At 71.3% G+C, this 25,706-nt stretch carries 22 protein-coding genes; 14 read left to right on the forward strand and 8 right to left on the reverse strand.

From position 1 onward, the window contains the following. Positions 1–104: 104 nt before the first annotated feature. Complete coding sequence (locus GQF42_RS27305) at positions 105–1,223, reverse strand: hypothetical protein (RefSeq protein ID WP_158924144.1); 1,119 nt, start codon at positions 1,221–1,223, stop codon at positions 105–107. A gap of 219 nt (positions 1,224–1,442) precedes the next feature. Here GQF42_RS27305 and GQF42_RS27310 point away from each other — a divergent pair, with 219 nt between their 5' ends. Then, positions 1,443–2,597, forward strand: coding sequence for a cystathionine gamma-synthase (locus GQF42_RS27310; RefSeq protein ID WP_158924146.1), 1,155 nt, complete (start codon positions 1,443–1,445; stop codon positions 2,595–2,597). A gap of 33 nt (positions 2,598–2,630) precedes the next feature. Here GQF42_RS27310 and GQF42_RS27315 read toward each other — a convergent pair whose 3' ends face one another. From GQF42_RS27315 to GQF42_RS27325, 3 genes are all read right to left on the reverse strand, one after another. After that, a complete protein-coding gene (locus GQF42_RS27315; protein WP_158924148.1) occupies positions 2,631–2,879 on the reverse strand; it encodes a hypothetical protein in 249 nt (82 codons plus the stop codon). A 64-nt stretch (positions 2,880–2,943) separates the two neighbouring features. Continuing rightward, on the reverse strand, positions 2,944–3,447 hold the full coding sequence (locus tag GQF42_RS27320; RefSeq protein WP_158924149.1) for a sigma factor-like helix-turn-helix DNA-binding protein: 504 nt from the start codon (positions 3,445–3,447) through the stop codon (positions 2,944–2,946). A gap of 166 nt (positions 3,448–3,613) precedes the next feature. Then, on the reverse strand, positions 3,614–4,117 hold the full coding sequence (locus GQF42_RS27325; RefSeq protein ID WP_199273100.1) for a MarR family winged helix-turn-helix transcriptional regulator: 504 nt from the start codon (positions 4,115–4,117) through the stop codon (positions 3,614–3,616). A 162-nt stretch (positions 4,118–4,279) separates the two neighbouring features. On the opposite strand from GQF42_RS27325, the gene ilvA reads away from it, so the two are divergent. The 5 genes from ilvA (at position 4,280) to GQF42_RS46105 (ending at position 10,130) form a co-directional block, all read left to right on the forward strand. Further along, a complete protein-coding gene (gene ilvA / locus GQF42_RS27330; RefSeq protein WP_158924151.1) occupies positions 4,280–5,509 on the forward strand; it encodes a threonine ammonia-lyase in 1,230 nt (409 codons plus the stop codon). A 205-nt stretch (positions 5,510–5,714) separates the two neighbouring features. Continuing rightward, on the forward strand, positions 5,715–6,716 hold the full coding sequence (locus GQF42_RS27335; RefSeq protein ID WP_158924152.1) for an ATP-binding cassette domain-containing protein: 1,002 nt from the start codon (positions 5,715–5,717) through the stop codon (positions 6,714–6,716). Then, the gene (locus GQF42_RS27340) at positions 6,713–7,513 is read left to right on the forward strand and encodes an ABC transporter permease (protein ID WP_158924154.1); all 801 of its coding nucleotides are present in this window, start codon (positions 6,713–6,715) and stop codon (positions 7,511–7,513) included. The genes GQF42_RS27335 and GQF42_RS27340 overlap by 4 nt, the downstream gene beginning before the upstream one ends. Before the next feature lie 197 nt (positions 7,514–7,710). Continuing rightward, the gene (locus GQF42_RS46100; protein ID WP_233273480.1) at positions 7,711–8,835 is read left to right on the forward strand and encodes a PAS domain-containing protein; all 1,125 of its coding nucleotides are present in this window, start codon (positions 7,711–7,713) and stop codon (positions 8,833–8,835) included. Beyond that, entirely contained in the window at positions 8,775–10,130 is a 1,356-nt protein-coding gene (locus tag GQF42_RS46105; protein ID WP_233273481.1) for a SpoIIE family protein phosphatase, read from the forward strand. Before GQF42_RS46100 ends, GQF42_RS46105 begins: the two co-directional genes overlap by 61 nt. Positions 10,131–10,209: 79 nt before the next feature. On the opposite strand, the gene greA is transcribed toward GQF42_RS46105, so the two are convergent. Both greA and GQF42_RS27355 read right to left on the reverse strand, forming a co-directional pair. Further along, positions 10,210–10,710: a transcription elongation factor GreA gene (gene greA, locus GQF42_RS27350; RefSeq protein WP_158924156.1), complete on the reverse strand. Its 501-nt coding sequence runs from the start codon at positions 10,708–10,710 to the stop codon at positions 10,210–10,212. Positions 10,711–10,900: 190 nt separating this feature from the next. Then, positions 10,901–11,299, reverse strand: a complete 399-nt coding sequence (locus GQF42_RS27355) for a DUF4307 domain-containing protein (protein ID WP_158924158.1) — start codon at positions 11,297–11,299, stop codon at positions 10,901–10,903. Positions 11,300–11,402: 103 nt separating this feature from the next. Between GQF42_RS27355 and mca the strand changes: the two genes are divergently transcribed. Continuing rightward, positions 11,403–12,284: a mycothiol conjugate amidase Mca gene (mca, locus tag GQF42_RS27360; protein WP_158924160.1), complete on the forward strand. Its 882-nt coding sequence runs from the start codon at positions 11,403–11,405 to the stop codon at positions 12,282–12,284. Further along, positions 12,277–12,516, forward strand: a complete 240-nt coding sequence (locus tag GQF42_RS27365; RefSeq protein WP_199272814.1) for a hypothetical protein — start codon at positions 12,277–12,279, stop codon at positions 12,514–12,516. Before mca ends, GQF42_RS27365 begins: the two co-directional genes overlap by 8 nt. 9 nt (positions 12,517–12,525) lie before the next feature. Here the strand turns inward: GQF42_RS27365 and GQF42_RS27370 are convergent, their stop codons facing one another. Together GQF42_RS27370 and GQF42_RS27375 are read right to left on the reverse strand one after the other, a co-directional pair. Continuing rightward, entirely contained in the window at positions 12,526–15,729 is a 3,204-nt protein-coding gene (locus tag GQF42_RS27370) for a tetratricopeptide repeat protein (RefSeq protein ID WP_158924164.1), read from the reverse strand. 76 nt (positions 15,730–15,805) lie between these two features. Further along, positions 15,806–16,204 (reverse strand): hypothetical protein, encoded by a 399-nt coding sequence (locus tag GQF42_RS27375; RefSeq protein WP_158924166.1) that lies wholly within the window; start codon positions 16,202–16,204, stop codon positions 15,806–15,808. Between the two features lie 141 nt (positions 16,205–16,345). Here GQF42_RS27375 and GQF42_RS27380 point away from each other — a divergent pair, with 141 nt between their 5' ends. The 6 genes from GQF42_RS27380 (at position 16,346) to GQF42_RS27405 (ending at position 25,673) form a co-directional block, all read left to right on the forward strand. Beyond that, entirely contained in the window at positions 16,346–16,936 is a 591-nt protein-coding gene (locus tag GQF42_RS27380; RefSeq protein ID WP_158924168.1) for an ArsR/SmtB family transcription factor, read from the forward strand. After that, positions 16,917–18,950, forward strand: a complete 2,034-nt coding sequence (locus GQF42_RS27385; protein ID WP_158924170.1) for a thioredoxin domain-containing protein — start codon at positions 16,917–16,919, stop codon at positions 18,948–18,950. Before GQF42_RS27380 ends, GQF42_RS27385 begins: the two co-directional genes overlap by 20 nt. Positions 18,951–19,190: 240 nt before the next feature. Next, complete coding sequence (locus tag GQF42_RS27390; protein ID WP_158924172.1) at positions 19,191–20,459, forward strand: glycosyltransferase; 1,269 nt, start codon at positions 19,191–19,193, stop codon at positions 20,457–20,459. Continuing rightward, positions 20,456–22,111 carry an ArnT family glycosyltransferase gene (locus tag GQF42_RS27395; protein WP_158924174.1) on the forward strand — a complete coding sequence of 552 codons (1,656 nt, stop codon included), beginning with the start codon at positions 20,456–20,458 and terminating at the stop codon, positions 22,109–22,111. Before GQF42_RS27390 ends, GQF42_RS27395 begins: the two co-directional genes overlap by 4 nt. Then, a complete protein-coding gene (locus GQF42_RS27400; RefSeq protein WP_158924176.1) occupies positions 22,108–23,277 on the forward strand; it encodes a glycosyltransferase in 1,170 nt (389 codons plus the stop codon). Before GQF42_RS27395 ends, GQF42_RS27400 begins: the two co-directional genes overlap by 4 nt. Further along, positions 23,274–25,673 carry a galactose oxidase-like domain-containing protein gene (locus tag GQF42_RS27405; protein ID WP_158924178.1) on the forward strand — a complete coding sequence of 800 codons (2,400 nt, stop codon included), beginning with the start codon at positions 23,274–23,276 and terminating at the stop codon, positions 25,671–25,673. Before GQF42_RS27400 ends, GQF42_RS27405 begins: the two co-directional genes overlap by 4 nt. The last annotated feature ends 33 nt before the right edge of the window (positions 25,674–25,706 follow it).

Raw genomic sequence — 25,706 nt, forward strand, 5'->3', positions numbered from 1 at the left:
GCCGGGAGCCGTCGTGCCTCATCCGTTACCCGGTGGCCCGGCCGGCCTCGCCGTCACCGGTATGTCATTCCTTCCCGGGTCTTCCCGGGTCTTGCCGGGGCACATCAGCCGGGCAGGTTCGCGGGGCTGCCGCCGTTGGCCTCGTAACCGGCCACCGCCAGGGCGCGGTAGACGGCGAATTCGGCGGCCGGGTCGGCGGACAGGGTCCAGGGCAGCGCGCCGACGTGCCCGTCGACGTGTATCAGCTGCTGCACGGCCTCCGCCCAGCGCTCGGCGCGGACCAGGAAGAAGACCAGCAGATGGCGCACGTGCGCCAGGATCGGGTCGTCGGGACGCGCCGAGTGCACCGCGTACAGGGCACCGTGCATCGCCTTGGTGACGACCTCGCTCTGGTAGAAGCCCGCCACCAGGTTCACCTCGGGGAGGTGCTCGAAGACCGCGAAGAGCGGCAGTGCGGCGAGCAGTGAGCCCTGCGGGGCGCGGGCGGCGGCTGCCTGGGCGAAGGCGTACGCCTGCTCGCGCGAGCCGTGCCACTTCTCGCACCAGTAGTGCAGCGCGGCCAGATGCGCGCCCATGTGATGCGGCGCGCGGTCGAGGATCTTCAGCCAGAGCTGCTCGAACTCGGCCTGCGGACAGGCCAGTCCACGGGCGATGGACAGCTCGATGATGTACGGCACCGGGTCGCCGGGCGCCAGCAGTGCCGCCTGCCCGCACGCCTCCCGGGCCTCCTCCATGATGATCCGGAAGTCGTCCGTGCCCGGCGTCGACGTACGCCAGGCCTGCTGCACCAGGAACTCCGCGTGCACAGCGGCGCCGCCCGCGTCCTTGGGCTGCTCGGCCCGCCACACCCGCAGCCACTGGCCGCCGGGCGTCTCGTGCACCCCGCCGGGCCGCTGCTGCAGCTCCAGCGCGGCGGCGCCCGCGAAGGCCTGCACCCGCTGCCAGCGCACCTCGCCCTGGGACTCGGTGCCGGCCAGCAGCTGGGCCGCCGCTCGATAGTCCTGTGTGCGCTGGACCAGCTCCAGCACGTCCAGCAGGTCCTGGTCCGGGCCGGGCATCCGGATGTCCAGCTCCTCCTGGCGCACGAAGCCGTAGGCCGCCGGGTCGGCGGCGTCCGGGTGTTCCGGGGGAACCTGCTCGATCACTCCGCGCCTGCGCCGTAGGAAGGGGAGCAGGACGAAGCTCAGCATGAGCAGCGCCATCAGCAGCCAGAGAATCGCCATGCGTCAAGCGAACCAGACGCCGCCGACAATTGGCCAACCCCGCCGCCGAGCTGTGGAAAACTCCGGTCCTGGTCATGACAGACACGTGGTGGGTCGGCCGCGTCGGTCCACGCCGGGCCGTGCGCTGCACAGGGAAAACCCTCGGGCCGACGCTCCCGCCGGCGCCTCTCGAGCCCGGCGGGCGACGGCATTCGGCCAAGCGCACTACGCTCGGTGTCCATGAGCGACAGGCACATCAGTCAGCACTTCGAGACCCTTGCGATCCACGCGGGCAACACCGCGGATCCCCTCACCGGCGCGGTCGTCCCGCCCATCTACCAGGTCTCGACCTACAAGCAGGACGGCGTCGGCGGGCTGCGCGGCGGTTACGAGTACAGCCGCAGCGCCAACCCCACCCGTACCGCCCTCGAGGAGAACCTCGCCGCGCTGGAGGGCGGGCGCCGCGGCCTCGCGTTCGCGTCCGGTCTCGCGGCCGAGGACACCCTGCTGCGCACGCTGCTCACCCCCGGCGACCACGTGGTCATTCCCAACGACGCCTACGGCGGCACCTTCCGTCTGTTCGCCAAGGTCGCCACCCGCTGGGGCGTGGAGTGGTCCGTCGCCGACACCAGCGACCCGGCGGCCGTGCGGGCCGCGCTCACCCCCAGGACCAAGGCCGTCTGGGTGGAGACCCCCTCCAACCCGCTGCTCGGCATCACCGACATCGCCGCCGTCGCCCAGGTCGCCCACGACGCGGGCGCCAGGCTCGTCGTCGACAACACCTTCGCCACGCCCTACCTCCAGCAGCCGCTGTCGCTCGGCGCGGACGTCGTCGTGCACTCCCTGACCAAGTACATGGGCGGTCACTCGGACGTCGTCGGCGGTGCGCTGATCGTCTCCGACCAGGCGCTCGGCGAGGAGCTGGCCTACCACCAGAACGCGATGGGCGCCGTCGCCGGCCCCTTCGACTCCTGGCTGGTGCTGCGTGGCACCAAGACCCTCGCGGTGCGCATGGACCGGCACAGCGAGAACGCCACGAAGATCACCGACATGCTGACCCGGCACGCGCGCGTGACGCAGGTGCTCTACCCGGGTCTGCCCGACCACCCCGGCCACGAGGTCGCCGCCAAGCAGATGCGGGCGTTCGGCGGCATGGTGTCCTTCCGCGTCGACGGCGGCGAGGAGGCCGCCGTCGAGGTGTGCAACCGCGCCAAGGTGTTCACTCTCGGCGAGTCGCTGGGCGGCGTGGAGTCCCTGATCGAGCACCCCGGCCGGATGACGCACGCCTCGGCGGCGGGTTCTGCGCTGGAGGTCCCCGCCGACCTGGTGCGCCTGTCGGTCGGCATCGAGAACGTCGACGACCTGCTCCAGGACCTCCAGCAGGCCCTGGGCTGAGGCCTTCGGGCGCCGATCACCGGGCCGGTGGGCTCACCATCCGGTGATCGGCGGGGTCGTCCGGGAGGGCGGCTGCGTCCACGGGTGCACGCGGGCCGCCCACACGGCGAAGGCGACGGCCGCGGTCCACGCCAGCAGCCACAGCACCCGATGGACCAGCCGCCTGCGCCGCAGCAGGCGCTCACCACGGCGCACCGCCTCCGTGTACAGGTCCGGCGGCACCGCGGCCGGGGCCCGCTCCATGATCTGCCGCACCGCGGCCTCCCGCTCGGGCCGGTTCACGGCATCCTCCACGCGCGCGTGGGCCTGACCACGGCACCCTCCGACCCGTGACGGGCGCCCTGCCTCATGACGGCGCCACCTTCGTGCCCATCGCGCGCGGGGCGGCCGGGCGGACCGGGTGCAGCAGGGTGGCGGTCGCGCGGTCGCAGATGGTGTGCACGCGCTCGGTCGGCAGGCCCAGCAGGGCCGCCGTCTGCTGCTCGGCGACACCCTCGTAGAGCCGCAGCACCAGGATGAGCCGTTCCTGCGGGCCGAGGTCGGCGAGCGGACTGCGCGGATCCGGCCGGGCGCGGCCGAAGGCGCCGTACCGGTGCCACGTCGTGCGTGCGAACCGGCCGGCGAGGTGCTGGCGGGCGCACTCGTAGGGATCCTCGCCGCGCAGCCGGTCCCAGCGCGCGTAGGTGTGGGCGAGCGCCTGCGTCAGCAGGCGCCGCGCGCGCGGGTTGCCGCCGGGCGCCTCCGCGGTGAGCAGCGTGGCGGCATGCAGCAGACGTCCGGCCGCGCCCGCGACGAATGCCTCGAACTCCCGGGCCCGGCGGGCATTTCGGGCCACCTGCCGATCACGCACCGCGCCTCCCCCTAGAGGGGCCCTGTCCGGTACGGGACAGGTGAACCGCGTACGACGCAGGACCCGGTCTCATATGAGGCCCGCGGCGGCCCCGGGGTCAAGAGTCCGGAACAGACCGGCGCTTGCGGGGATCCGGAGCTGCGCAGCCGGTGGCCGCCCGGCGCGGTCAGGAGGCCGTCGGCTGGTCCGCCGACGAGGTCCCCGGCGTCATCCGCGCGGAGAGCGCGCGGTTGAAGCGGGTCAGCAGCGCACAGAACTGCTCGCGCTCCTCCGGCGCCCAGTCGTCGGTCAGCTCCGCCATCAGCTGCCGCCGGGAGCAGCGCACCTCCTCCAGCCGGGCCGACCCGCGCGGGGACAGCTGAAGCACCACGGCCCGGCCGTCCTCGGGGTGCGACGTGCGCTTGACGAGCCCGGTGTCGACCAGCGGGGCCACCTGCCGGGTGACCGTCGAGGAGTCGATGCCCATGCTCGCGGCGAGCGCCTTGACGCCCATCGGGCCTTCCCTGTCGAGGCGGTTGAGCAGCAGATACGCCGCGCGGTCCATGGAGTTGCGCACCTGCCCGACACCGCCCAGCCGCGTCTGTTCGGCACGGCGGGCGAACACCGCCACCTCGTGCTGGAGGGTGTCGAGAAGACCGGTGTCACCGACGGTCGTCATGTCCATCGACATTTCAGGTGTTGTGGGCATGGCCGGAGGCTCGCTTCATGAAGGGCTGCTGGGTTGGGGGACAGGGTACGCGGCCCGGGGGCGGACCGTACCGGCGCTGCGCAAACCGGTCTCGGAGCTTGGTCACACCCGCCGGGTACGACCGTGAACTGCGATGCTGGAGTCATGCGCTACGGCACGGCTGACTCCTTGCATTCCGTCACCCTCGACGACGTGCGCGGCGCCCAGAAGATGCTCTCGGGCGTGGCTCGGGTGACCGCGATGGAGAGCAGCCGGTACCTGTCCCAGCTCGTCGGCGCGCCGGTGCATCTCAAGTGCGAGAACCTCCAGCGGACCGGCTCGTTCAAGCTGCGCGGCGCCTATGTGCGGATCGCCGGGCTGCTGCCGGAGGAGCGGGCGGCCGGGGTGGTGGCCGCGAGCGCCGGGAACCACGCGCAGGGCGTGGCCCTGGCCTCCGCGCTGCTCGGCGTGCACGCCACGGTGTTCATGCCGAACGGTGCGCCCCTGCCGAAGATCAGCGCGACGCGCGAGTACGGCGCCGAGGTGCGGCTGCACGGCCAGGTGGTCGACGAGACACTGGCCGCCGCCGAGGAGTACGCGGCGAGGACGGGCGCCGTGTTCATTCATCCCTTCGACCACCCGGACGTCATCGCAGGTCAGGGCACGGTCGGCCTGGAGATCCTGGAGCAGTGCCCGGAGGTGCGCACGATCGTCGTGGGCATCGGCGGCGGCGGGCTCGCGGCCGGCATCGCGGTCGCGGTGAAGGCGATCCGGCCGGAGGTCAGGATCGTCGGCGTGCAGGCGCAGGGCGCGGCGGCCTATCCGCCCTCGCTGGCCGCCGGACATCCGGTGTCGGTCCGGAACCCGGCGACGATGGCCGACGGCATCAAGGTGGGGCGGCCGGGCGTGGTGCCGTTCGCGATCGTCAAGGATCTGGTGGACGAGGTGCGCACAGTCGGCGAGGACCAGCTGTCGGCCGCGCTGCTGCTGTGCCTGGAACGGGCCAAGCTGGTCGTGGAGCCGGCGGGGGCGAGCCCGGTGGCGGCGCTGCTGGCCGCACCGCACAGCTTCGAGGGTCCGGTCGTGGCGGTGCTGTCCGGTGGCAACGTCGACCCGGTGCTGATGCAGCGTGTGCTGCGGCACGGCATGGCCGCACAGGGCCGGTACCTGGCCGTCCGGCTGCGGCTGACCGACCGCCCGGGTGCCCTCGCCATGCTGCTCGGGGTGTTGTCGGCGGCCGACGCCAATGTCCTCGACGTGAGCCACGTCCGAACCGATCCACGGCTCGGGCTCACGGAGGCGGAGGTGGAGCTGCACCTCGAGACGAAGGGTCCGGTGCACTGCGCCGAGGTCGGCCAGGCCCTGCGGGACGCGGGCTACACGGTCATCGACTGACCCCGGCACCGGCCTGGCAGGGTCCGCCCACGCTCACTCGTTCGAGTCAAACCCATTGAGGGACGCGATACATCGCGTTATGGTGTGTCGTGTGGTCGCCGGGTCGTCCGCCGATGCGGTGGAATCGCAGACGTATTCGAGCGCGCCAACTTAGCTTTGTGCCGGAGAACTCCGGACTACGAATCCCTGACGACGTGGAGAAGACATGCCAGGCGCCATCCATGCCGAAGGTCTGGTGAAGACCTTCGGCGACGTAAAGGCTCTGGACGGCGTCGACCTCGACGTGCCCGAGGGCACGGTCCTCGGCCTGCTCGGGCCGAACGGCGCCGGCAAGACGACGACCGTCCGGTGCCTGACGACCCTGCTGCGCCCCGACAGCGGCAAGGCGGTCGTCGCGGGCGTGGACGTACTCAGGCACCCCGACACGGTGCGCCGCTCCATAGGCCTGTCCGGCCAGTTCGCGGCGGTCGACGAGTACCTGACCGGCAGGGAGAACCTGCAGATGGTCGGCCAGCTCTACCAGATGAGGGCCAAGGCGGCCAAGGCGCGCGCGGCGGAGCTGCTCGAGCAGTTCCACCTCGCGGACGCCGCCGACCGCCCCGCCAAGACCTACTCCGGCGGCATGCGGCGCCGCCTCGACCTCGCCGCGGCGCTGGTGGTCTCGCCGCCGGTGATGTTCATGGACGAGCCGACGACCGGCCTCGACCCGCGCAACCGCCAGCAGCTGTGGGAGGTCATCAAACAGCTCGTCTCCGGCGGTACGACCCTGCTGCTCACCACGCAGTATCTGGAGGAGGCCGACCACCTCGCCCACGACATCGCGGTGGTCGACCACGGCCGTGTCATCGCCAAGGGCACGTCCGACCAGCTCAAGGCCCGCACCGGCGGCGAGCGCGTCGAGGTCGTGGTGCACGAGCGCGAGCACATCGCGACCGCCGCCGAGGTGCTCACGGGCTTCGGCAAGGGCGACACCAGCGTCGAGGAACACACCCGCAGGCTCACGGTCCCCGTCACGGGCGGCGCCAAGCTGCTCGCCGAGATCATCCGGGAGCTGGACACCAGGGGAATCGAGATAGACGACATCGGACTGCGCCGCCCCACCCTCGACGACGTCTTCCTGTCACTGACGGGGCATGTGGCCGAGGCCGCCGACCAGGACGCCCGGGGCGACAGCTCCGCGGAGAGCGGCAAGGAGGCCGTCAAGTGAGCGCCGTGAACGATTCCCTGGTCGTCGCCCGCCGGAACCTGATCCGGATGGGCAGGATCCCCGAGATACTCGTGTTCGGGCTGATCCAGCCCATCATGTTCGTGGTGCTGTTCACCTATGTGTTCGGCGGCTCGATCCAGGTCGGCGCGTCCAACTCCACCCACGCCTACCGCGAGTTCCTGATGGCCGGCATCTTCGCCCAGACCGTCACGTTCGCCACGGCGGGCGCGGGTGCGGGCATCGCCGACGACATGCACAAGGGGCTCATCGACCGCTTCCGTTCCCTGCCCATGGCCCGTGGCGCGGTCCTGACCGGGCGCACCCTCGCCGACCTGGTCCAGACGGCGCTCACCCTCGTCGTCCTGGCCGTCGTCGCCCTGATCGTCGGCTGGCGCACGCACGAGAACCTCGCCAAGGTGCTCGCCGGATTCGGCGTGCTCCTGCTGCTCGGGTACGCGTTCTCGTGGATCGGCGCGCTCATAGGCCTGTCCGTGCGCACTCCCGAGGCGGCGACCTCGGGCGGTCTGGTCTGGCTGTTTCCGCTGACGTTCATCTCGAACGCCTTCGTGGACGCGAACAAGATGCCGTCCTTCCTGCGGCACATCGCGGAGTGGAACCCGTTCAGCGCCACCGTCCAGGCCTCCCGCGAGCTGTTCGGCAACCTTCCCCCGGGCTTCCACGCGTCCGGCGCCTGGCCCATGCAGCACCCCGTGTGGGCCTCGCTGATCTGGTCGGTCGTGATCATCGTGATCTTCCGTACGCTCGCGGTCCGCAAGTACCGCCGGGCGGCCGGCTGACAGCTCCGCCGGATACGGCGACCCGCAGCGGAGCCCTCTCCTGGACGGAGGGGGCTCTTCTCGTACCGGGGCGTCGACCCTCATGGGCGCGGCACGACGACCGAGCCGTCCGGCCGAACGGGGGAGTCGCGGACGGAGAGCACGGGGAGGAACATCGGAGTCACGGAGGCAAGGTGGTGGCTATGGGGACGCCGTCGATGCATTTCAGCGAGAGCCCCGAGGATCCGTTCGCCCTCGGGCACGGCGCGTCGGCCGTGCTCGACGACCAAGGCATCGTGGTCGGCTGGAGTGCACGTGCACAGGAGCTGCTCGGCTACCCGGCCAAGGAAGTACTCGGCCGGGCGTGGCAGGACCTCCTGGTCGACGCCCGTGACCTGTCCGTCGCGCGGTCCGTCGCCGTGAACGCCGTGAAGGCGGGGGGATGGTTCGGTGTCCTGCCCGTCCGGCGCCGCGACGGACGCCGTGTGGAGATGGGTTTCCGGGTCCGTGCGGTCACCCGCGAGGGAGGCGGTCAGGAATGGCTCCTGGTCGGTGCTCCCGCCGCGGAGGTCATTGCCTGGCAGCGGGACCGTGCGCTGCTGGACGGCCTGTACCGCCGGTCCCCGATCGGCCTGGTCGTCCACGGCCCGGACAGGAGGGTGATCCGGGTCAACCGGGCCGTCGAAAAGGCGAGCGGCGTCCCGGCCGAGGCGCCGGTCGGCCGTCGCCCCAGCGAATTCATGGTCGACGAGGACGCGGGTCCGGCAGAGGAACGGGTACGGCACGTCCTGGAGACCGGCGAGCCGCTGATCTTCACGGAGCAGTCCGCCCGGGCCCGTCACGACCCGGGTCGGGAACGGTTCGTGTCCGTCTCGGCGTTCCGGATGGAAGACCCCTCGGGCCGGGTTCTCGGCGTGGCCGAGACGATCGAGGACGTCACCGACCGCCACCGTGCGCGACGCAGGCTCGCTCTGCTGAACGACGCGAGCGCCCGGATCGGGACCTCGCTGGACGTGACACAGACCGCCCGGGAACTGGCCGAGGTCGTCGCACACGGCCTCGCCGACTACTGCTCGGTGGACCTCCTCAAGCCTGTGACACTGGGTGACGAACCGGTTCCCGGTACCGCGGGTCCGCTGCTCCGGGTCGCCTTCTCACCACCCGAACACCGCGTGCCGTTCCGGGTGGGCGATGCGGTCCCGCTGCTTCCGGAAGCCCCGCAGGCGCGGTGCATGGCCGAGCGCCGCCCGATTCTCGAAGGGCTGCTGTCCCTGCGCCCCGAGTGGTACGCCCGGACCGGCGGCGGATCGAGATCGCCCTGGGGCTCGGCGTCCATTCGCTGATCGCGGTACCCCTGGTCGCCCGCGGCCTGGTCCTCGGCGTGGTGAGCCTGTGGCGGGCGCGCAATTCAGAGCATTTCGAGGACGACGATGCGGCGGTGGCCCAGGAGCTTGCCTCGCGTGCGGCCGTCTGCATCGACAACGCCCGCCGGTTCACCCAGCAGCAGAGCACCGCTCTGACTCTCCAGCGCAGTCTGCTGCCGAGCGCGGCATGCGACCTGCCGGCCGTGGAGGCGGCCTGCCGGTACCTCCCGGCCAGCGGCGAACCGGGCATCGGCGGTGACTGGTTCGACGTGATCCCGTTGTCCGGGGCCCGGGTCGCCCTCGTGGTGGGCGACGTGGTCGGCCACGGCATCCACGCGGCGGCCTCGATGGGCCGTCTGCGCGCCGCGGCGCGCACCCTGGCCAGCCTCGACCTGGATCCGGACGAGGTGGTGGCGCGGCTGGACGACCTGGTCAGTCTGCTGGCCTCCGAGCTGGAGGCGAACGCCGAAGGCAACCGGTCGGCGATCGAGCAGGTGCTCGGAGCCACCTGCCTCTACGCGGTCTACGATCCGGTCTCCCGGCACTGCTCCCTGGCACGTGCCGGCCACCCGGCGCCGCTGGTGTCCACCCCGGACGGCGAGGTGACCGTGCTCGAGCTGCCCGCGGGTCCACCGCTGGGTCTCGGCGGACTGCCCTTCGAAACGCACGATCTGGAACTCCCCGAGGGCAGCCTGCTCACGCTCTACACCAACGGCCTCCTGGAGGCACGCGACGGCGACATAGACGCCGCGCTGGAGCACCTGCGCGCATGTCTCACCCACACCACGGAACCCCTGGACCACATCTGCCACACCGTGGTCGAAGCGCTGCTGCCCAAGGACCATCTCCCCCTCGACGACATCGCACTGCTCATCGGACGTACCCGGGTGCTGCGCCCGCAGAACGTCGCCTCGTGGCAGCTGCCCCTGGAAGCGACCGCCGCGGCCCGGGCCAGGGAGCTGGTCACGGCGAAGCTGACCGAGTGGGGGCTGACCGAACTGGCCTCCACCACCGAGCTGGTCGCCAGTGAACTGGTCACCAACACCTACCGGTACGCGGCCGGCCCCGTCACCCTGCGCCTCATCCGCACGCACTGCCTGATCTGCGAGGTGTCCGACACCAGTCACACCTCCCCCCACCTGCGCCGGGCCCTCAGCACGGACGAGGGCGGACGCGGACTCTTCCTGGTCGCGCAGCTCACCGAGCGGTGGGGCACCCGCTACTCCCACGACGGCAAGACCGTCTGGACGGAGCAGCCGCTGCCGACCGCATGACCCCTGGTACGGCGAAGCCCCCGGTGTCCGCGGGATTCGGCGGACAGCGGGGGCTCGAGGCCAGGCAGGGTCCCGGGGGTCAGCCCGAGTACGGCTCGGCCTTGAGGATCTTCACCGAGGCCTTCTTGCCGTTCGGCAGCTCGTACTGCGCGTCCTCGCCGACCTTGTGGCCGATGACGCCGGTGCCGAGCGGGGACTGCGGCGAGTAGGTCTCGATGTCGGCGCTCGCGTACTCGCGGGAGGCGAGCAGGAACGTCATCGTGTCGTCCTCGTCACCGTCGAAGGCGATCGTGACGACCATGCCCGGCGCGACGGCACCGTCGGCGGAGGCCGGAGCCTCGCCCACCTTGGCGTTCTCGAGAAGCTGGGTCAGCTGCCGCACACGCAGCTCCTGCTTGCCCTGCTCCTCCTTGGCCGCGTGGTACCCGCCGTTCTCGCGCAGGTCGCCCTCCTCACGCGCGGCGGCGATCTTGGCGGCGATCTCCGTGCGCGCAGGACCAGTAAGGTACTCAAGCTCGACCTTGAGCTTGTTGTACGCCTCCTGGGTCAGCCAGGTGACGTTCTCGCTGGTCTGGGTCACAGGGTGCTCCTCGTCGGTACTGGGAATACAAAGCATCGCCCTACCCAGAAGAATGTTCCCTCTTGGATGGGCGAAACCACGAGCCTAACAATTCAGTGGCGAAAGGGGGAGGACATAAGCCATAAGAATTGCATCAACGCAGGTCAGTGCGTAGGCGGTCCGGGTGATGTGTCAGCCGGTGGGCGACAGATCAGCCCGTGTGGCAGCCGAGCAGCTCGGCCGTCGTGCCCTTCGCCGTCGTACGGAGCGTGACGACCTTGTCGATCCGCGTGGCCTTGCCGTCGAAGCGGAAGTCCGCCCGGCCCACCTCGGAGCCGTCCGCAGCCTGGGAGCGCAGGGTGCAGTAGCCGTCGGTGCCGGAGTCCTTGTGGACCTCCAGATGTACCTTGACCGCGTTGTCCGAGGCCTCGAAGGTGATCACCTGGGCGCTGATCTTCGTCTCGACGACGTAGTGATAGGCGAAGTAGCCGACCAGGACGAGCAGGGCCGTGCCGAGCACCATGGCGGCGATCCTGAGCTTGCGGTCGGCGCGCTCGTCCGAGGAGCGGCCATAGCGGCCCTCGGGCAGCCGCGTGCTCGCCGTACTCATGATCGTCCTCTCCGCGGAATTATTCGCCCCCCGATTCGGTCACTATAGAAGCCGCCGTACGCACCCCAAGCCGCGGGGCGCCGACTTACCCGAGGATCGAGTCTTGACTGACCAGCTGCGACTGATGGCTGTACACGCGCACCCCGACGACGAGTCGAGCAAGGGCGCGGCCACCATGGCGAAGTACGTGTCCGAGGGGGTGGACGTGCTGGTGGTCACCTGCACCGGCGGAGAACGCGGGTCCATCCTCAATCCCAAGCTCCAGGGCGACAAGTACATCGAGGAGCACATCCACGAGGTACGCAAGAAGGAGATGGACGAGGCCCGCGAGATCCTCGGCGTCGGGCAGGAGTGGCTCGGCTTCGTCGACTCGGGTCTGCCCGAAGGTGACCCGCTGCCCCCGCTGCCCGAGGGCTGCTTCGCCCTGGAGGACGTCGACAAGGCGGCCGGTGAGCTGGTCCGCAAGATCCGCGCCTTCCGCCCGCAGGTGATCACCACCTACGACGAGAACGGCGGTTACCCGCACCCCGACCACATCATGACCCACAAGATCTCCATGGTGGCCTTCGAGGGCGCGGCGGACCCGGAGAAGTACCCCGAGGGTGAGTTCGGGCCTGTTCACCAGCCGCAGAAGCTCTACTACAACCAGGGCTTCAACCGTCCGCGCACCGAGGCGCTGCACAACGCGATGCTCGAGCGCGGCCTGGAGTCCCCGTACGGGGAGTGGCTCAAGCGCTGGAGCGAGTTCGAGCGCGCCGAGCGCACGCTGACCACGCACATCCCGTGCGCGGACTTCTTCGAGATCCGGGACAAGGCGCTGATCGCGCACGCCACGCAGATCGACCCGGACGGCGGCTGGTTCAAGGTGCCGATGGAGCTGCAGAAGGAGGTCTGGCCGACGGAGGAGTACGAGTTGGCGAAGTCGTACGTCGATACCTCCCTCCCCGAGGACGACCTCTTCGCGGGCATCCGCGACAATGCCTGACATGAGCGCAAGCGTGAGCCTGGCAGTGACGCACCTCGTCCCCCTCGCCAAGGAGGTGGACGAGAACAAGGTCACCCCCGGTGTCCTCGGCTTCATCGTCTTCGCGGTGATGGCCCTGGCGGTGTGGGGGCTGATGAAGTCGATGAGCAAGCACATGAACAAGGTCGACTTCAAGGAAGCCTCGGACACGGAGGCCGATCAGAAGGCCGACGCCGCGGCGCAGCGGGGCTGACCCCGCACGTCAGCGTTCCGCCGGTACCGCCACTCCCATCACCTCCCGGGCGTGGCGGGCCGGAGTCATGCGCAGGTGCCAGGCCTGCCAGCCGGCCTCCAGGCTGATGCCCCGCTCCAGCAGCAGGGTGTACGCGGTGAGGCCGGCGGTGAGCTTTTCGTCCCGTAGGGGATGGGTGGCGCGGGTCAGCTGGGCCAGCTCCTCCTGGGCGACCGCCGTGCCCACCTCCACCCCGCCCGGCGCGGCGTACGGCAGCAGGGTGCAGCGCAGGAAGCGGGCCCAGTCCTCGCCGCGCCGGTCGCCGTAGGAGGCGAACAGGTCCCGTGCCTCGTCGCACAGGGCCAGCGCCTGCTGCGTGCGTGCGTTGCCCGCGTCGACCACCGCCAGCTCCAGGCAGGTCCATGCCTCGCCGTGCGCGACGCCGATGCGCTGGAAGTCGGCCCGGGCGTCCACCAGGAGCTGCCGGGCGAAGCCGGAGTTGCGCAGCGAGCCGGTCTGCGCGGCCCGCTGGTCACGGGTGACCCGGGCCGAGTGGTGCCGGGCGCAGGCCAGGCCGTAGACGTCCCGCATCCGGGAGAACATCGTGCGGGACCGCTCCAGGTCGCGCACCGCCCGGTCCAGCTCGCCGGACTCCTCCAGCGCCTGGCCCAGGTAGTACAGCGTCCATGCCTCGCCGCGCGCGTCCTCGTTCTCGCGGTGCCGGGCGGCGGCCTGCCTGAGACCCTCGACGGCCGGTGCGGGGTCGCCGTCCACCAGCCGGGCCCGGGCCAGCTGGGTCAGTGCCCAGGCCTCGCCGCGCGCGTCGTGCGTCTGCCCGTACCGCTCCAGGGCGCAGCGCAGCTCCGTCTGGGCGCGCGGTACGTCGCCCATCCGCAGCGCCAGCTGGCCGAGCTGGAAGTGCGCCCAGGCCTCGCCGTGGACCGAGCCGCCCTCGCGGTGCAGGACCAGGGAGCGGGTGAGCAGCTCGAGTGCCTCCGACAGCCGGGCCCGGTCGCGCTGGACGGCCGCCAGGGCGTGCATCGTCCAGGCCCGGTCCGTCGCCAGCTCCGGCGCCGCCTGCAGATCCAGCGCCTCCTGGAGCTTGGCGGCGGCCTCGGTGAGCTGGCCCTGGTGGTGCAGGGTGATGCCGAGCGAGCACAGGGCGCGGGCCGCCCCCGCGTCGTGATGCGCCTCCCGGTACAGGTCGACCACCGAGGCCAGCGTGGTGCGCGCCTGGTCCAGCTCGCCCAGCTGGCGGGCCGCGATACCGGTGCGCCACTGCACCGAGCGCACCAGCAGCCCCTCGTCCACGGCCTGCGCCAGCTCGCTGATCTCGCCGAGCCGGTACAGATCGCCGCGCAGCAGGCAGTAGTCGCACAGTGCGCCCAGCAGGTTCAGCACCGCCGCCCGGTTCACGTCCTCCGACTGGCGCAGGGTCGCCGTGATGAAGCTGGACTCGTCGTCCAGCCAGCGCAGCGCCTCGTCCAGCGAGGTGAAGCCGTGCGAGCCGAACTGGTGCGAACGCGTCGACATGTTCCCGTCGACCAGGCGCAGCACCGAGTCGGCCAGGTCCGCGTAGTTCACGATCAGCCGTTCCTGCGCCGCCGTGCGCTCGGCCGGGTCCTCCTCGTCCAGCAGCCGGGCCTGGGCGAACGCGCGCACCAGGTCGTGCAGCCGGTAGCGGCTGCCGCGCACATGGTCGATGAGGCCGGCCCGGGCGAGGGCGGTGAGACGGCGGGTGGCCTCACCCTCGTCCGTGGCGAGCAGGGCTGCCGCCGCCGCGGTGCCGAGCGAGGCCCGCCCGGCGAGCGCGAGCCTTCGCAACAGCCGGCGCGCGGGCTCGGGCTGGTCGCTGTAGCGCAGCCACAGGGCGCGCTCGACCGGCTCCACCGGGCCGTACGCGCTCAGGTCCGCCGCGAGCTGCCGGGGCGAGCGTGGGCCGAGCGCGGAGCCGGCCACCCGCAGCGCCAGCGGCAGACCACCGCACAATTCGCGGATCCGGTCGGCGGATTCGGCGTCGTACGGGCCCGTCGTGTCCTCGGCGGCCGCGCCCAGCAGTTCCTCGGCGCCCGCCGCGTCCAGTGCCTCGACCGGCAGGTGGTGCACCCAGGCCGGCAGGTCCGCGGGCAGGTCGAGGGCGGTGCGGGCGGTGACCAGGACCAGGCTGTCGGAGCGCTCGGGCACCAGCGCCCGCACCTGCTCCGGGTCCGAGGCCTCGTCCAGCACGATCGTCACCGGCAGACCGGTCAGCTGCCGGTGGTACAGCTCGGCGAGCCGCTTGACCTGCTGGTCGGGGGAGGAGCGCTCCCGGAACAGCAGTTGCTCGCGGGGCGCGCCGAGCCGGTTGAGCAGATGCAGCAGGGCGTCCCGGGTGGGCAGTGGCGTCTCCTCCCGCCTGCCGCCGCGCAGGTCCACGACCACCGCGCCGCGGAAGTGGTCCCGCAGGTCGTGTGCCGCGCGCACCGCGAGCGTGGTCCGGCCGGAGCCGGGCTCGCCGTGCAGCACGACCACCGTCGGCCGGGTCTCGGTGGTCGCGCGGGCCGCCTGCGCCCACTGCCGGATCCGCGCCAGCTCCGCCCGGCGTCCGGCGAACGGGCCGTCCGGATCGGGGAGTTGGCCGAAGGACTGCTCCAGCACTGTGCGCCTGCGGGCCGCCGCGCTCTTGTCCGCGCCGCGCAGCGCGGGGCTCGCGGGCTTCTTCGGGCCCGTGGAGGCGCTGAGCATCCGCTGCTGGTCGAGGAAGGGGCGGATGCCCCGCACCTCCAGGGCGGTCAGCCACTGCAGCCGCAACTGCTCCGGGCCACCGGGCTGCCCGGCCGCGCCGGCTCGGTGGTGGGCAGCCGGCAGATGGGTGCCGGCCGCCTTCGCCACGGAGGCGGCGGCACCGGCCACCCCGGCGGCCACGCCCGCGCCGACGGCCGTACCGGCACCGGTGCCCAGGGACAGGTCGGCGACCGCGGCGGCGACCGCGGCAACGACCGCCACCAGCAGGGCCGTTGCGGCACCCTCGCGGGCGTAGCGCTGCCCGAAGGTCAGTTGGCCGGCCCCGGCCTCGTCCAGCGCGTGGGTGTACGTCTCGTACTCCTCGCCGGCCGCCTGTGCCATCGCATCCAGCGCACTACGTGCCCGCGACAGCAGCACCGGCCCGTCGATCCGCCCGCCCGAACGCCGTACCTCCTCCTCCACGGCCCGTGCCAGCAACCGCTCGGCCTCGGTCCGATGGCTCTCCCGCATGTCCCGTCCCCTCCGCAGGCAACTGCCGTGCCTACGAGTGTCCTTCGAGCAGGACGCGATGGCGAGGGGGCGACGATCAGCGGGTGCGGTGAGGGTTCCGTGGCGGCTTCGCGGGGCCGCGGTGGGCCACCGCCAGCACCACGCACGCCGCGGCCAGGGCCGCCTCCGCCACCGCGCAGGCCAGAGCCTGGACCAATGCGCTGCCGGCCCGGGCCGTCGTTATGTCGAACCAGGCGTCCAGGACCGCCACCGAGGCGGTCGCGGAGGCGGTGAGGCGGGAGCGGGGATCGCCGCACAGGCCGAGCACGGCCGTGGCCGCGCAGCCCGCCGCCATCAGGACGTCCATGCCGATCCAGGCCAGCGGCCAGTTGTCCACCCGAGTGCTGCCCGGCAGTGTCACGGCCAGCACCACCATCCACGGCACCAGCAGGACCGCCGCCGCGGCCAGCGCGATCAGTGCCCACTTCGCCCTCATCACACCCCCCATCCCGCAGCCTCCACCGGCTGCTCCCCGGAACCTCCGACTGCCTCCACCGTAGAACGCAGAGAAAAGTCTGCAAAGAAATCTCGGCGGATATCGGGGACGGCTCAGGGTCCTCAGGGTTACCGTGGCGGCATGACCGACGGCATGCCCGAGATGACCGGCCTGGAGCGCACCGCCCTCTACAAGTCCCTCGGCAACCCGCTGCGCCGCCGGATCCTCGAGTACCTCGGCCGGCACGGCGAGGCCAACTCCACCGTCCTCGCCCGCGAACTCGGCGAAAGCTCCGGCACCACCAGCTACCACCTGCGCAAACTCGCCGAGCAGAAGCTCATCGAGGAGATCCCGGAGAAATCCGGCGGGCGCGAGCGCTGGTGGCGTTCGCTGCCCTTCAGCCACACCACGCCCGACCCCGCCGCAATGGCTCCCGAGGAGTACGCGGCCGCCGCCGAGCTGGCCCATCTCAAGATCGAGTTCGACACCGTCCTGTACCGGCGCGCCCACCAGGAGTACCGCGGCCCCGAGGGGTGGGCCCAGGTCCAGCGCAGCGGAACCTGGCTGACCAGGGAGGAACTCCTCGACTTCATGCGGGAGTACCACGCGCTGCTCGGCCGTTACGGCCATCCGCGCGAGGAGGCCCCGGCCGGGGCGCGCCCGGTGCAGATGCGTTTCTACGCCGCCCCCGAGCCCGTGGGAGAGTGGAACGGTGAACCGACTGGCCGATGAGACGTCCCCGTATCTCCTCCAGCACGCCGACAACCCCGTCGACTGGTGGCCCTGGTCGGCCGAGGCCTTCGACGAGGCCCGCAAGACGAACAGACCCGTCCTGCTGAGTGTCGGCTACAGCAGCTGCCACTGGTGCCACGTCATGGCCCACGAGTCCTTCGAGGACCAGGCCACCGCCGACTACCTCAACGAGCACTTCGTCAGCGTCAAGGTGGACCGCGAGGAGCGCCCCGACGTCGACGCCGTCTACATGGAGGCCGTACAGGCCGCCACCGGCCAGGGCGGCTGGCCCATGACCGTGTTCCTCACCCCGGACGCCGAACCCTTCTACTTCGGGACCTACTTCCCGCCGGCGCCCCGGCACGGCATGCCCTCCTTCCGGCAGGTGCTGGAGGGGGTCCGGCAGGCCTGGGACACGCGCCGCGACGAGGTCGCGGAGGTCGCCGGGAAGATCGTGCGCGACCTCGCCCAGCGGGAGATCAGCCACCAGGGCGACCGGACGCCCGGCGAGGAGGAGCTGGCCCAGGCCCTGCTCGGGCTGACCCGGGAGTACGACCCGCAGCGCGGCGGCTTCGGCGGGGCGCCCAAGTTCCCGCCGTCCATGGTGCTGGAGTTCCTGCTGCGCCGGCACGCGCGCACCGGCTCCGAGGGCGCCCTACAGATGGCCCGGGACACCTGTGAGCGCATGGCCCGCGGCGGCATCTACGACCAGCTCGGCGGCGGCTTCGCCCGTTACTCCGTCGACCGTGACTGGGTCGTGCCGCACTTCGAGAAGATGCTCTACGACAACGCGCTGCTGTGCCGCGTGTACGCGCATCTGTGGCGGGCCACGGGCTCTGCCCTCGCCCGGCGCGTCGCCCTGGAGAGCGCCGACTTCCTCGTGCGCGAACTGCGCACCGAGCAGGGCGGGTTCGCCTCGGCGCTCGACGCCGACAGTGACGACGGCAGCGGACGGCACGTCGAGGGGGTCTACTACGCCTGGACGCCCGAGCGGCTGCGCGCCACTCTCGGCGACGCGGACGGCGACCTCGCCGCCCAGTACTTCGGCGTGACCGACGAGGGCACCTTCGAGCACGGCCTGTCCGTCCTCCAACTGCCGCAGAGCAGCAGCGTCTTCGACGCGGAGAAGATCGCCTCCATCAGGGAGCGACTGCTCGCCGAGCGTGCCGCACGCCCCGCGCCCGGACGGGACGACAAGGTCGTCGCCGCCTGGAACGGGCTCGCCATCGCCGCGCTGGCCGAGACCGGCGCCTACTTCGAGCGGCCCGATCTGATCGAGGCGGCCCTCGGCGCCGCCGACCTCCTCGTGCGGGTGCATCTCGACGAACAGGCCCGGCTCGCCCGGACCAGCAAGGACGGCCGTGTCGGCCCCAACGCCGGGGTGCTGGAGGACTACGCGGACGTCGCCGAGGGCTTCCTCGCGCTCGCCTCCGTCACCGGCGAAGGTGTCTGGCTGGACTTCGCCGGGCTGCTCCTCGACCACGTACTCGTCCGCTTCACCGACCCGGACACCGGCGCCCTGTACGACACGGCCGCCGACGCCGAGCGGCTCATCCGCCGGCCGCAGGACCCCACCGACAACGCCACCCCCTCCGGCTGGACGGCCGCGGCGGGCGCGCTGCTCGGCTATGCCGCGCACACCGGCTCCGAGGCCCACCGGACCGCCGCCGAGCGGGCGCTGGGCGTCGTCACCACGCTCGGGCCGCGTGTGCCGCGGTTCATCGGCTGGGGGCTCGCCGTCGCCGAGGCCCTCCTCGACGGACCGAGGGAGGTCGCCGTCGTGGGCCCCGCCCCGGACGACAACAGGACAACCGCCTTGCACCGCACGGCACTTCTGTCCACGGCTCCGGGGGCCGTCGTCGCCGTCGGCGCTCCGGACAGTGACGAGTTCCCGCTCCTGGCCGACCGGCCTCTGGTGGCCGGTGGACCGGCGGCCTATGTCTGCCGCAACTTCACCTGTGACGCCCCGACCGCCGATCCGGAGCGGCTGCGCACGGCCCTGAACGACCACTGAAGGCACGCGGAAGGGGCGCCGAGGGGGTGACGGCGGCCCGGCGGCGGAAAGCGGCAACTGTCCGAAACTGAGCAGGTGTTCGGATAGGTACCGCTTACCGCACGACCGTTATGAAACAAGCTATTTATCGGAACAGCGCCCGCATTTCACAGATCCCCCCTACGCTCTCCACAGCGCGTACGACAGATGTTACTCACCGTCGTGCGCACAGGGGGTTTCAGGGGGATCTGGGGGGATCTTTTGCTGACGTCTGTCTTCATCGCTGCCGTCTCGCTTGCCCTTTTCTGGATGGCGGCCTTCACCCTGTGGTGGCAGATGCACGCGTGGCGCACGCCCGAGGTGCTCGCCTCCACCCGGTTCGGCAGACCGGACGGCGACGAACACGTCTCGTTCTCACTGCTGTTGCCGGCCCGCCATGAACAGGCGGTGCTCGACCACACCATCCAGCGGCTGCTTCAGTCGACACACACCGACTTCGAGATCATCGTGATCGTGGGGCACGACGACCCCGAGACCACGGCGGTGGCCGAGGCGGCCGCCGAACGCGACCCGCGCGTCAGGGTCGTCGTCGACACCCACGAGAAGAAGAACAAACCCAAGGCCATGAACACGGCGCTGCCGCACTGCCGCGGCGACGTCGTCGGGGTCTTCGACGCCGAGGACCAGGTCCACCCGGAGCTGCTCGCCCACGTCGACCACGCCTTTCGGACCACACAGGCGGACGTCGTCCAGGGGGGCGTCCAGCTCATCAACTTCCACTCCAGCTGGTACAGCCTGCGCAACTGCCTGGAGTACTTCTTCTGGTTCCGCTCCCGGCTGCACCTGCACGCGCAGAAGGGGTTCATCCCGCTCGGCGGGAACACCGTCTTCGTCCGCACCGACGTGCTCAGGGAAGCCGAGGGCTGGGACCCCGACTGCCTCGCGGAGGACTGCGACCTGGGTGTCCGGCTGTCGTCCGTCGGCAGGAAGGTCGTCGTCGCCTACGACTCCGACATGGTCACCCGCGAGGAGACACCCGGCAGCCTCATGTCGCTGCTCAAGCAGCGCACCCGCTGGAACCAGGGTTTCCTCCAGGTGTACCGGAAGAAGGACTGGCGCCAACTGCCGGGATTCGGGCAGCGGCTGCTCGCCCGCTACACCCTGATGACCCCGTTCCTGCAGGCCTTCTCCGGGGTGATCATCCCGCTCAACGCGGCCGTCGCGCTCTTCCTCGACGTCCCCGTCGGCGTCGCCTTCCTCACCTTCCTGCCGCTCGTCACCGCCGCCGTCACCTTCGTCTTCGAGGTGGTCGGCCTGCACGACTTCGGCGTCCAGTACGACCTGAGGGTCCGCCTCGTCCACTACGTGAAGCTCGTCGTGGGCGGCCCCTTCTACCAGGTCCTCCTCGCCGGCGCCGCGATCCGTGCCGTGTGGCGCGAGCAACGCGGCCGTAACGACTGGGAGTTGACCACGCACGTCGGCGCGCACCTCACCGCGGCCGAGGCCCTCCGAGAGGACATTCCCGCGTGACCTCCACTCTTCCCGCGGTGACCGCAGCCACGGTCCCCGCGCCAGGCCAACCTGCGCCCGCGAGCCGTTCGACCGGTCGAACACAGCCTCCGGTACGACTCCGCTCCTCCCGCCCCGACCTGCTGCTCTGCGCCGCCCTGCTGGTGCTGATCCTGGTCGTCCAGGGCTGGAACATCACCGACTACCCGACCCTCAGCGACGACGAGGGCACCTATCTCGCCCAGGCCTGGGCCGTCCAGCAGGGCCGGGGCCTCGCCCACTACACCTACTGGTACGACCACCCGCCGCTCGGCTGGATCCAGATAGCCCTGCTCGGCTGGATCCCCTCGAAGCTCAGCCCCGGCTCCATGACGGTCGAAACCATGCGCATCGCCATGCTCGGGATCAGCGGGGCCAGCGCGGTCCTCGTCTACGTGCTCGGCCGCCGGCTCTCCCTGCCCCGCTGGGCCGCCGGACTCGCCATGGCCCTGTTCGGCCTCTCGCCGCTCGCGGTCGTGCTCAGCCGGGAGATCTTCCTCGACAACATCGCCGTGATGTGGCTGCTGCTGGCTTTCTGCCTCGCCGCCTCGCCCAGCCGCCACCTCTGGCACCACTTCGGTGCCGGTCTCGCCGCCGCCGCGGCCGTGCTCACCAAGGAGACGATGCTCGTCGTCCTGCCCGCCCTGTTCGTCACCATGTGGCGGCACAGCCACCGCGACACCCGTAAGTTCGCCCTCACCGGAGCCGTCACCGCCTGCGCCCTGATCGGCCTGTCCTATCCGCTCTTCGCCCTGCTCAAGGGCGAGCTGTTCCCGGGCGCGGGACATGTCTCGCTGTGGGACGGCATCACCTACCAGATGTCCCGGCCCGGCTCCGGGTTCATCCTCGACCGGGGCTCCGGTTCGTACGACGTGCTGCACTCCTGGCTGTACTACGACCGGGTCCTGCCCCTCGGAGGCCTCGCCGGGGCCCTGCTGCTGATCGTCACCTGGCGCCGGTCGGTCACCGCCCGCGCGCTCGCCGGACCGTCCCTGACCGTCGCGGTCCTCGCCCTGGTCGCGCTGCGCCCGGGCGGCTATCTGCCCGCCATGTACGTCATCGGCGCGCTGCCCTTCCTCGCCCTGGTGCTGGCCGGCGGCGCCGCGTCCGTGGCGCACGTGGTCGTCCGCAGGTGGCGGACCGAGAGCGAGAAGCGGTACGTCACCGCAGGCCGTCACCTGCTCGTCACCGGCCTCGCCCTCGCCGCCTGCGCCTACGTCGTACCGCACTGGTACGACGGCGACCGCACCGCCGTCACCGCCGACGCCAACAAGCCCTACCGGCAGGCCTCCCACTGGCTCGGCACGAAGGTGGCCGACCCGAAGCACACCCGGGTCCTCGTGGACGACGCCCTCTGGCTGGATCTCGTGCACGCCGGATACCGGCCGGGACTCGGCGCCATCTGGTTCTACAAGGCCGACCTCGACCCGGCCGTCACCAGGACCATGCCGCACGGCTGGCGCGACATCGACTACGTCGTCGCCTCACCCACCGTCCGCCGTGACGCCAAGGACCTGCCGAACGTCAGGGCCGCGATCCGGCACTCCACCGCGGTCGCCACCTTCGGCACCGGGGACGACCGCATCGAGATCCGGCGCATCCGGGGCACGGCGGCCGAAGGGGGCGGCCGGTGAGCGAGCACACGGCCCCGGCGCAGGGCCTCGACGCCGTGGAGGTCCCGGAACCCGGGGCCGTCACCCTCGTCGTACCGACCTTCAACGAGTCCGCGAACGTCCGGCGGCTGCTGCACCAGATCACCGAGTCGGTGCCGGCGCGGATGGCGTGCGAGGTCCTCTTCGTGGACGACTCCACCGACGACACCCCCGAGGTCGTCCGCGAGGCCGCGAAGGACTGCCCGTACCCGGTGGCCGTCCTGCACCGGGACGAACCCGTCGGCGGGCTCGGCGGTGCGGTCGTCGAGGGGCTCGAGGCGGCGGCCTCGGAGTGGATCGTCGTCATGGACGGCGACTGCCAGCATCCGCCGTCCCTGGTCCCGGAGTTGATCGAGGCCGGCGAGCGCACGAACGCCGCTCTCGTCGTCGCCTCCCGATATCTCGAGGGCGGCAGCCGGGCCGGGCTCGCCGGCGGCTACCGGGTGGCCGTCTCGCGTGGCGCGACCTTGCTGGCCAAGGCCCTCTTCCCGCGCCGGCTGCGCGGCATCAGCGACCCGATGAGCGGCTTCTTCGCCATCCGGCGCAGCGCGGTCACGGCCGAGGTGCTCAAGCCTCTCGGCTACAAGATCCTCCTCGAGCTGGCCGTGCGCAGCCGGCCCCGGCAGGTCGCCGAGGTGCCGTTCGTCTTCCGGGACCGGTTCGCGGGCGAGTCCAAGTCGACGGCGCGGGAGGGCCTGCGCTTCCTGCGCCATCTGGCCGGGCTGCGCACCGCCTCACCGGCGGCCCGCCTGGCCGGCTTCGGGCTGATCGGCGCGAGCGGCTTCGTGCCCAACCTGGTCGGACTGTGGGCGCTCACCGCACTCACCGTGCCCTACGTGCCCGCCGAGATCCTCGCCAACCAGCTCGGCGTCGCCTGGAACTTCCTGCTCATCGAGCAGCTGCTGTTCCGCGACCGGAGGGCGCACCGCCGCTGGTGGGACCGGCTCGGCCGGTTCGGCCTGCTCGCCAACGCCGACCTGGTGCTGCGCATCCCGCTGATCGCGCTGCTCGTGGACCGGTTCGGGATGGGCGTGCTGCCCGCGACCGCGCTCGCGCTGGTCATGACGTTCGTCGTGCGCTTCGCCGGGACCGAAGCGCTGGTCTACCTCCCCCGCCGCCGGGGGAGCCGAGCAAGGAGAGCCGCTTGAGCAAGTACCGCAGACGGACCGCGCTGGCCGGGGTGGGCGCCCTGACCGCCGGGCTGCTCCTCGCCGCGCCGCAGAGCGCCGAGGCCGCCAACCTGATCAAGAACCCCGGCTTCGAGACCGCCGGTACGGACGGCATGCCGTACTGCTGGGAGAAGTCGGGCTGGGGCGACAACGACTTCAGCTTCGAGACGACCTCGGACGCGCACTCCGGGTCGAAGGCCATGAAGGTCACGCTGACCCGCCGGGTCGACGGCGACCGCAAGGCGATGCTCACCGAGTCCACCGACTGCGCACCGGCCGTGACCGTCGGCAAGCAGTACGACCTCGGGGTCTGGTACAAGACCACCACCCCGGACGCCAACGTCACGCTGTTCCGGCACGACACGAGTGCCGGCTGGCAGTACTGGACCGACGTCAAGACCCTCGACATGGCCTCGGCCTGGACGCAGGCCACCGTCCGCACGCCCGAGATCCCGCCCGGCACCGACCGCATCACCTGGGGTGTCTCGGTCTACGGCACCGGCTCGGCGACCACTGACGACTACACCATGGACCAGGTCCCGGACGCGATCCCGCCCGCCCAGTGCACTGGTACGAACGACCAGTGCACGAACGGCAGTTGGTCCGTCCTGCCGACGCAGAACCCGGTCCGTTCCATGCACTCCGTCGTCCTGAACGACGGCAAGGTGCTGCTGATCGCCGGCTCCGGCAACAGCCAGGACGCCTTCAACGCGGGCACGTTCACGAGCGCGGTGTACAACCCCGCCGACGGCACCTACAAGGTCATCCCCACCCCGAAGGACATGTTCTGCGCCGGGCACGTCCAGCTGCAGGACGGCCGGGTGCTCGTGCTGAGCGGCAACAAGGCCTACCCGGACCCGAACGGCACTCACGGCTACGAGGGGTTCAGGGACTCGTACGTCTTCGACCCCAAGACCGAGACCTACACCAGGACCAACGACCTCAACGACGGCCACTGGTACCCCTCGGCGACCGAGCTGGGCAACGGTGACGTCATCACCTTCGGCGGGCTGCGCGAGGACTCCACCGGGTCGGTGACCGCGGAGCGGTTCTCGGCCGCGCAGAACCAGTGGCTGCCGACCTCGCAGGTCAACCAGACCTGGTCGTACTGGGGCCTGTACCCGGCGATGGTCCTGATGCAGGACGGCCGCCTCTTCTACACGGGCAGCCATGTCTTCGGCAACAACATCCCCGGCACCGGCTCGGCGGTCTACGACTACAACGCGAACACGATCACGCAGATCCCGGGCCTGCAGGACAAGGACGTGCGCGACCAGTCGGCGAGCGTGCTGCTGCCGCCGGCGCAGGACCAGAAGGTGCTCACGATCGGCGGCGGCAACATCGACTCCAACCCCGACGCGGGCCGCCTCACCGACGTGATCGATCTGAAGCAGCCCAACCCGGCGTACGTCGCCGGTCCGCCGCTGCCGCAGGGCACGGTCGACCTCGGCAACGGGCCGGTGCCCGAGACCGGCAACCAGGGCAAGATGTACGTCTCCGCCGTGCTGCTGCCCGACGGCAAGGTGCTGGAGACGGGCGGCGCCCTGCACAACCGGGCCAACCCGGTCTACGAGTCCTCGCTCTACGACCCCGGCACCAACACCTTCGACCAGGTCACCGCCGACCCGCAGGCCCGTGGCTACCACTCCTCGGCGTTCCTGCTGCCCGACGGCCGGGTGATGGCCACCGGCGACAACCCGGGCAACGGCAGCTGGAACCACAACGTGTCGATCTACACCCCGCCCTACCTCTTCAAGGGCCCGCGCCCGACGATCACCTCGGTGATCAGCCAGGAGTGGAAGTACGGCGACACCCAGCGGATCACCGTCGACCGTCCGATCGCCAAGGCGGAGCTGATCCGCCCCGCCGCGGTCACCCATTCCTCCGACCCGAACCAGCGCTTCGTGGATCTCCCGCTCTCGGTGGACGGCAACAACGTCGACCTGAACGTGACGAACAACCCCAACCTGGCCCCGCCCGGCTGGTACATGCTCTTCGCGGTCGATGCCAACGGGGTGCCTTCGGTGGCACAGTGGGTGCACCTGACGGGCCCGACGGCCCTGAACGCCGCTTCCCCGCACGTCCACTCCTTCGCCGACTCGCTGTCCGGCAAGGTCTCGGGGCCCGGCAGGAAGCGGACGGCGCAGCAGGTCAGCCCCACCCTCTCCGGCTGCGACCGGCACTACGGCTCGATCAACGTGTGCGTGCCGACGGTCTTCCCCTCGCAGGTCAAGAAGACGACAGCGGCCCGCTGCGCCTGGCTGCAGCAGAACGACTACGGCCGGCTGAAGGTCAACGGCGGGGACGACCCCCTGGGCCTCGACCCGAACCGGGACGGGGTGGCGTGCGGGAAGGGGGACGTCACGCGCCGCTGAGGACCATCGCGCCCGGGGGGAGCCGGTTCCGTG

This window comes from Streptomyces broussonetiae (genome assembly GCF_009796285.1).
GTDB classification, from domain to species: domain Bacteria; phylum Actinomycetota; class Actinomycetes; order Streptomycetales; family Streptomycetaceae; genus Streptomyces; species Streptomyces broussonetiae.

What these genes read in the sequence shown, in the direction of transcription:
- GQF42_RS46100 (WP_233273480.1), top strand. Translation starts at nt 7,711, where the DNA reads ATGCATTTCAGCGAGAGCCCCGAGGATCCGTTCGCCCTCGGGCACGGC.
- ilvA (WP_158924151.1), top strand. Translation starts at nt 4,280, where the DNA reads ATGCGCTACGGCACGGCTGACTCCTTGCATTCCGTCACCCTCGACGAC.
- GQF42_RS27310 (WP_158924146.1), top strand. Translation starts at nt 1,443, where the DNA reads ATGAGCGACAGGCACATCAGTCAGCACTTCGAGACCCTTGCGATCCAC.
- GQF42_RS27355 (WP_158924158.1), bottom strand. Translation starts at nt 11,299, where the DNA reads ATGAGTACGGCGAGCACGCGGCTGCCCGAGGGCCGCTATGGCCGCTCC.
- GQF42_RS27335 (WP_158924152.1), top strand. Translation starts at nt 5,715, where the DNA reads ATGCCAGGCGCCATCCATGCCGAAGGTCTGGTGAAGACCTTCGGCGAC.
- GQF42_RS27380 (WP_158924168.1), top strand. Translation starts at nt 16,346, where the DNA reads ATGACCGACGGCATGCCCGAGATGACCGGCCTGGAGCGCACCGCCCTC.
- GQF42_RS27325 (WP_199273100.1), bottom strand. Translation starts at nt 4,117, where the DNA reads ATGTCGATGGACATGACGACCGTCGGTGACACCGGTCTTCTCGACACC.
- GQF42_RS27365 (WP_199272814.1), top strand. Translation starts at nt 12,277, where the DNA reads ATGCCTGACATGAGCGCAAGCGTGAGCCTGGCAGTGACGCACCTCGTC.
- GQF42_RS27375 (WP_158924166.1), bottom strand. Translation starts at nt 16,204, where the DNA reads ATGAGGGCGAAGTGGGCACTGATCGCGCTGGCCGCGGCGGCGGTCCTG.
- GQF42_RS27370 (WP_158924164.1), bottom strand. Translation starts at nt 15,729, where the DNA reads ATGCGGGAGAGCCATCGGACCGAGGCCGAGCGGTTGCTGGCACGGGCC.
- GQF42_RS27305 (WP_158924144.1), bottom strand. Translation starts at nt 1,223, where the DNA reads ATGGCGATTCTCTGGCTGCTGATGGCGCTGCTCATGCTGAGCTTCGTC.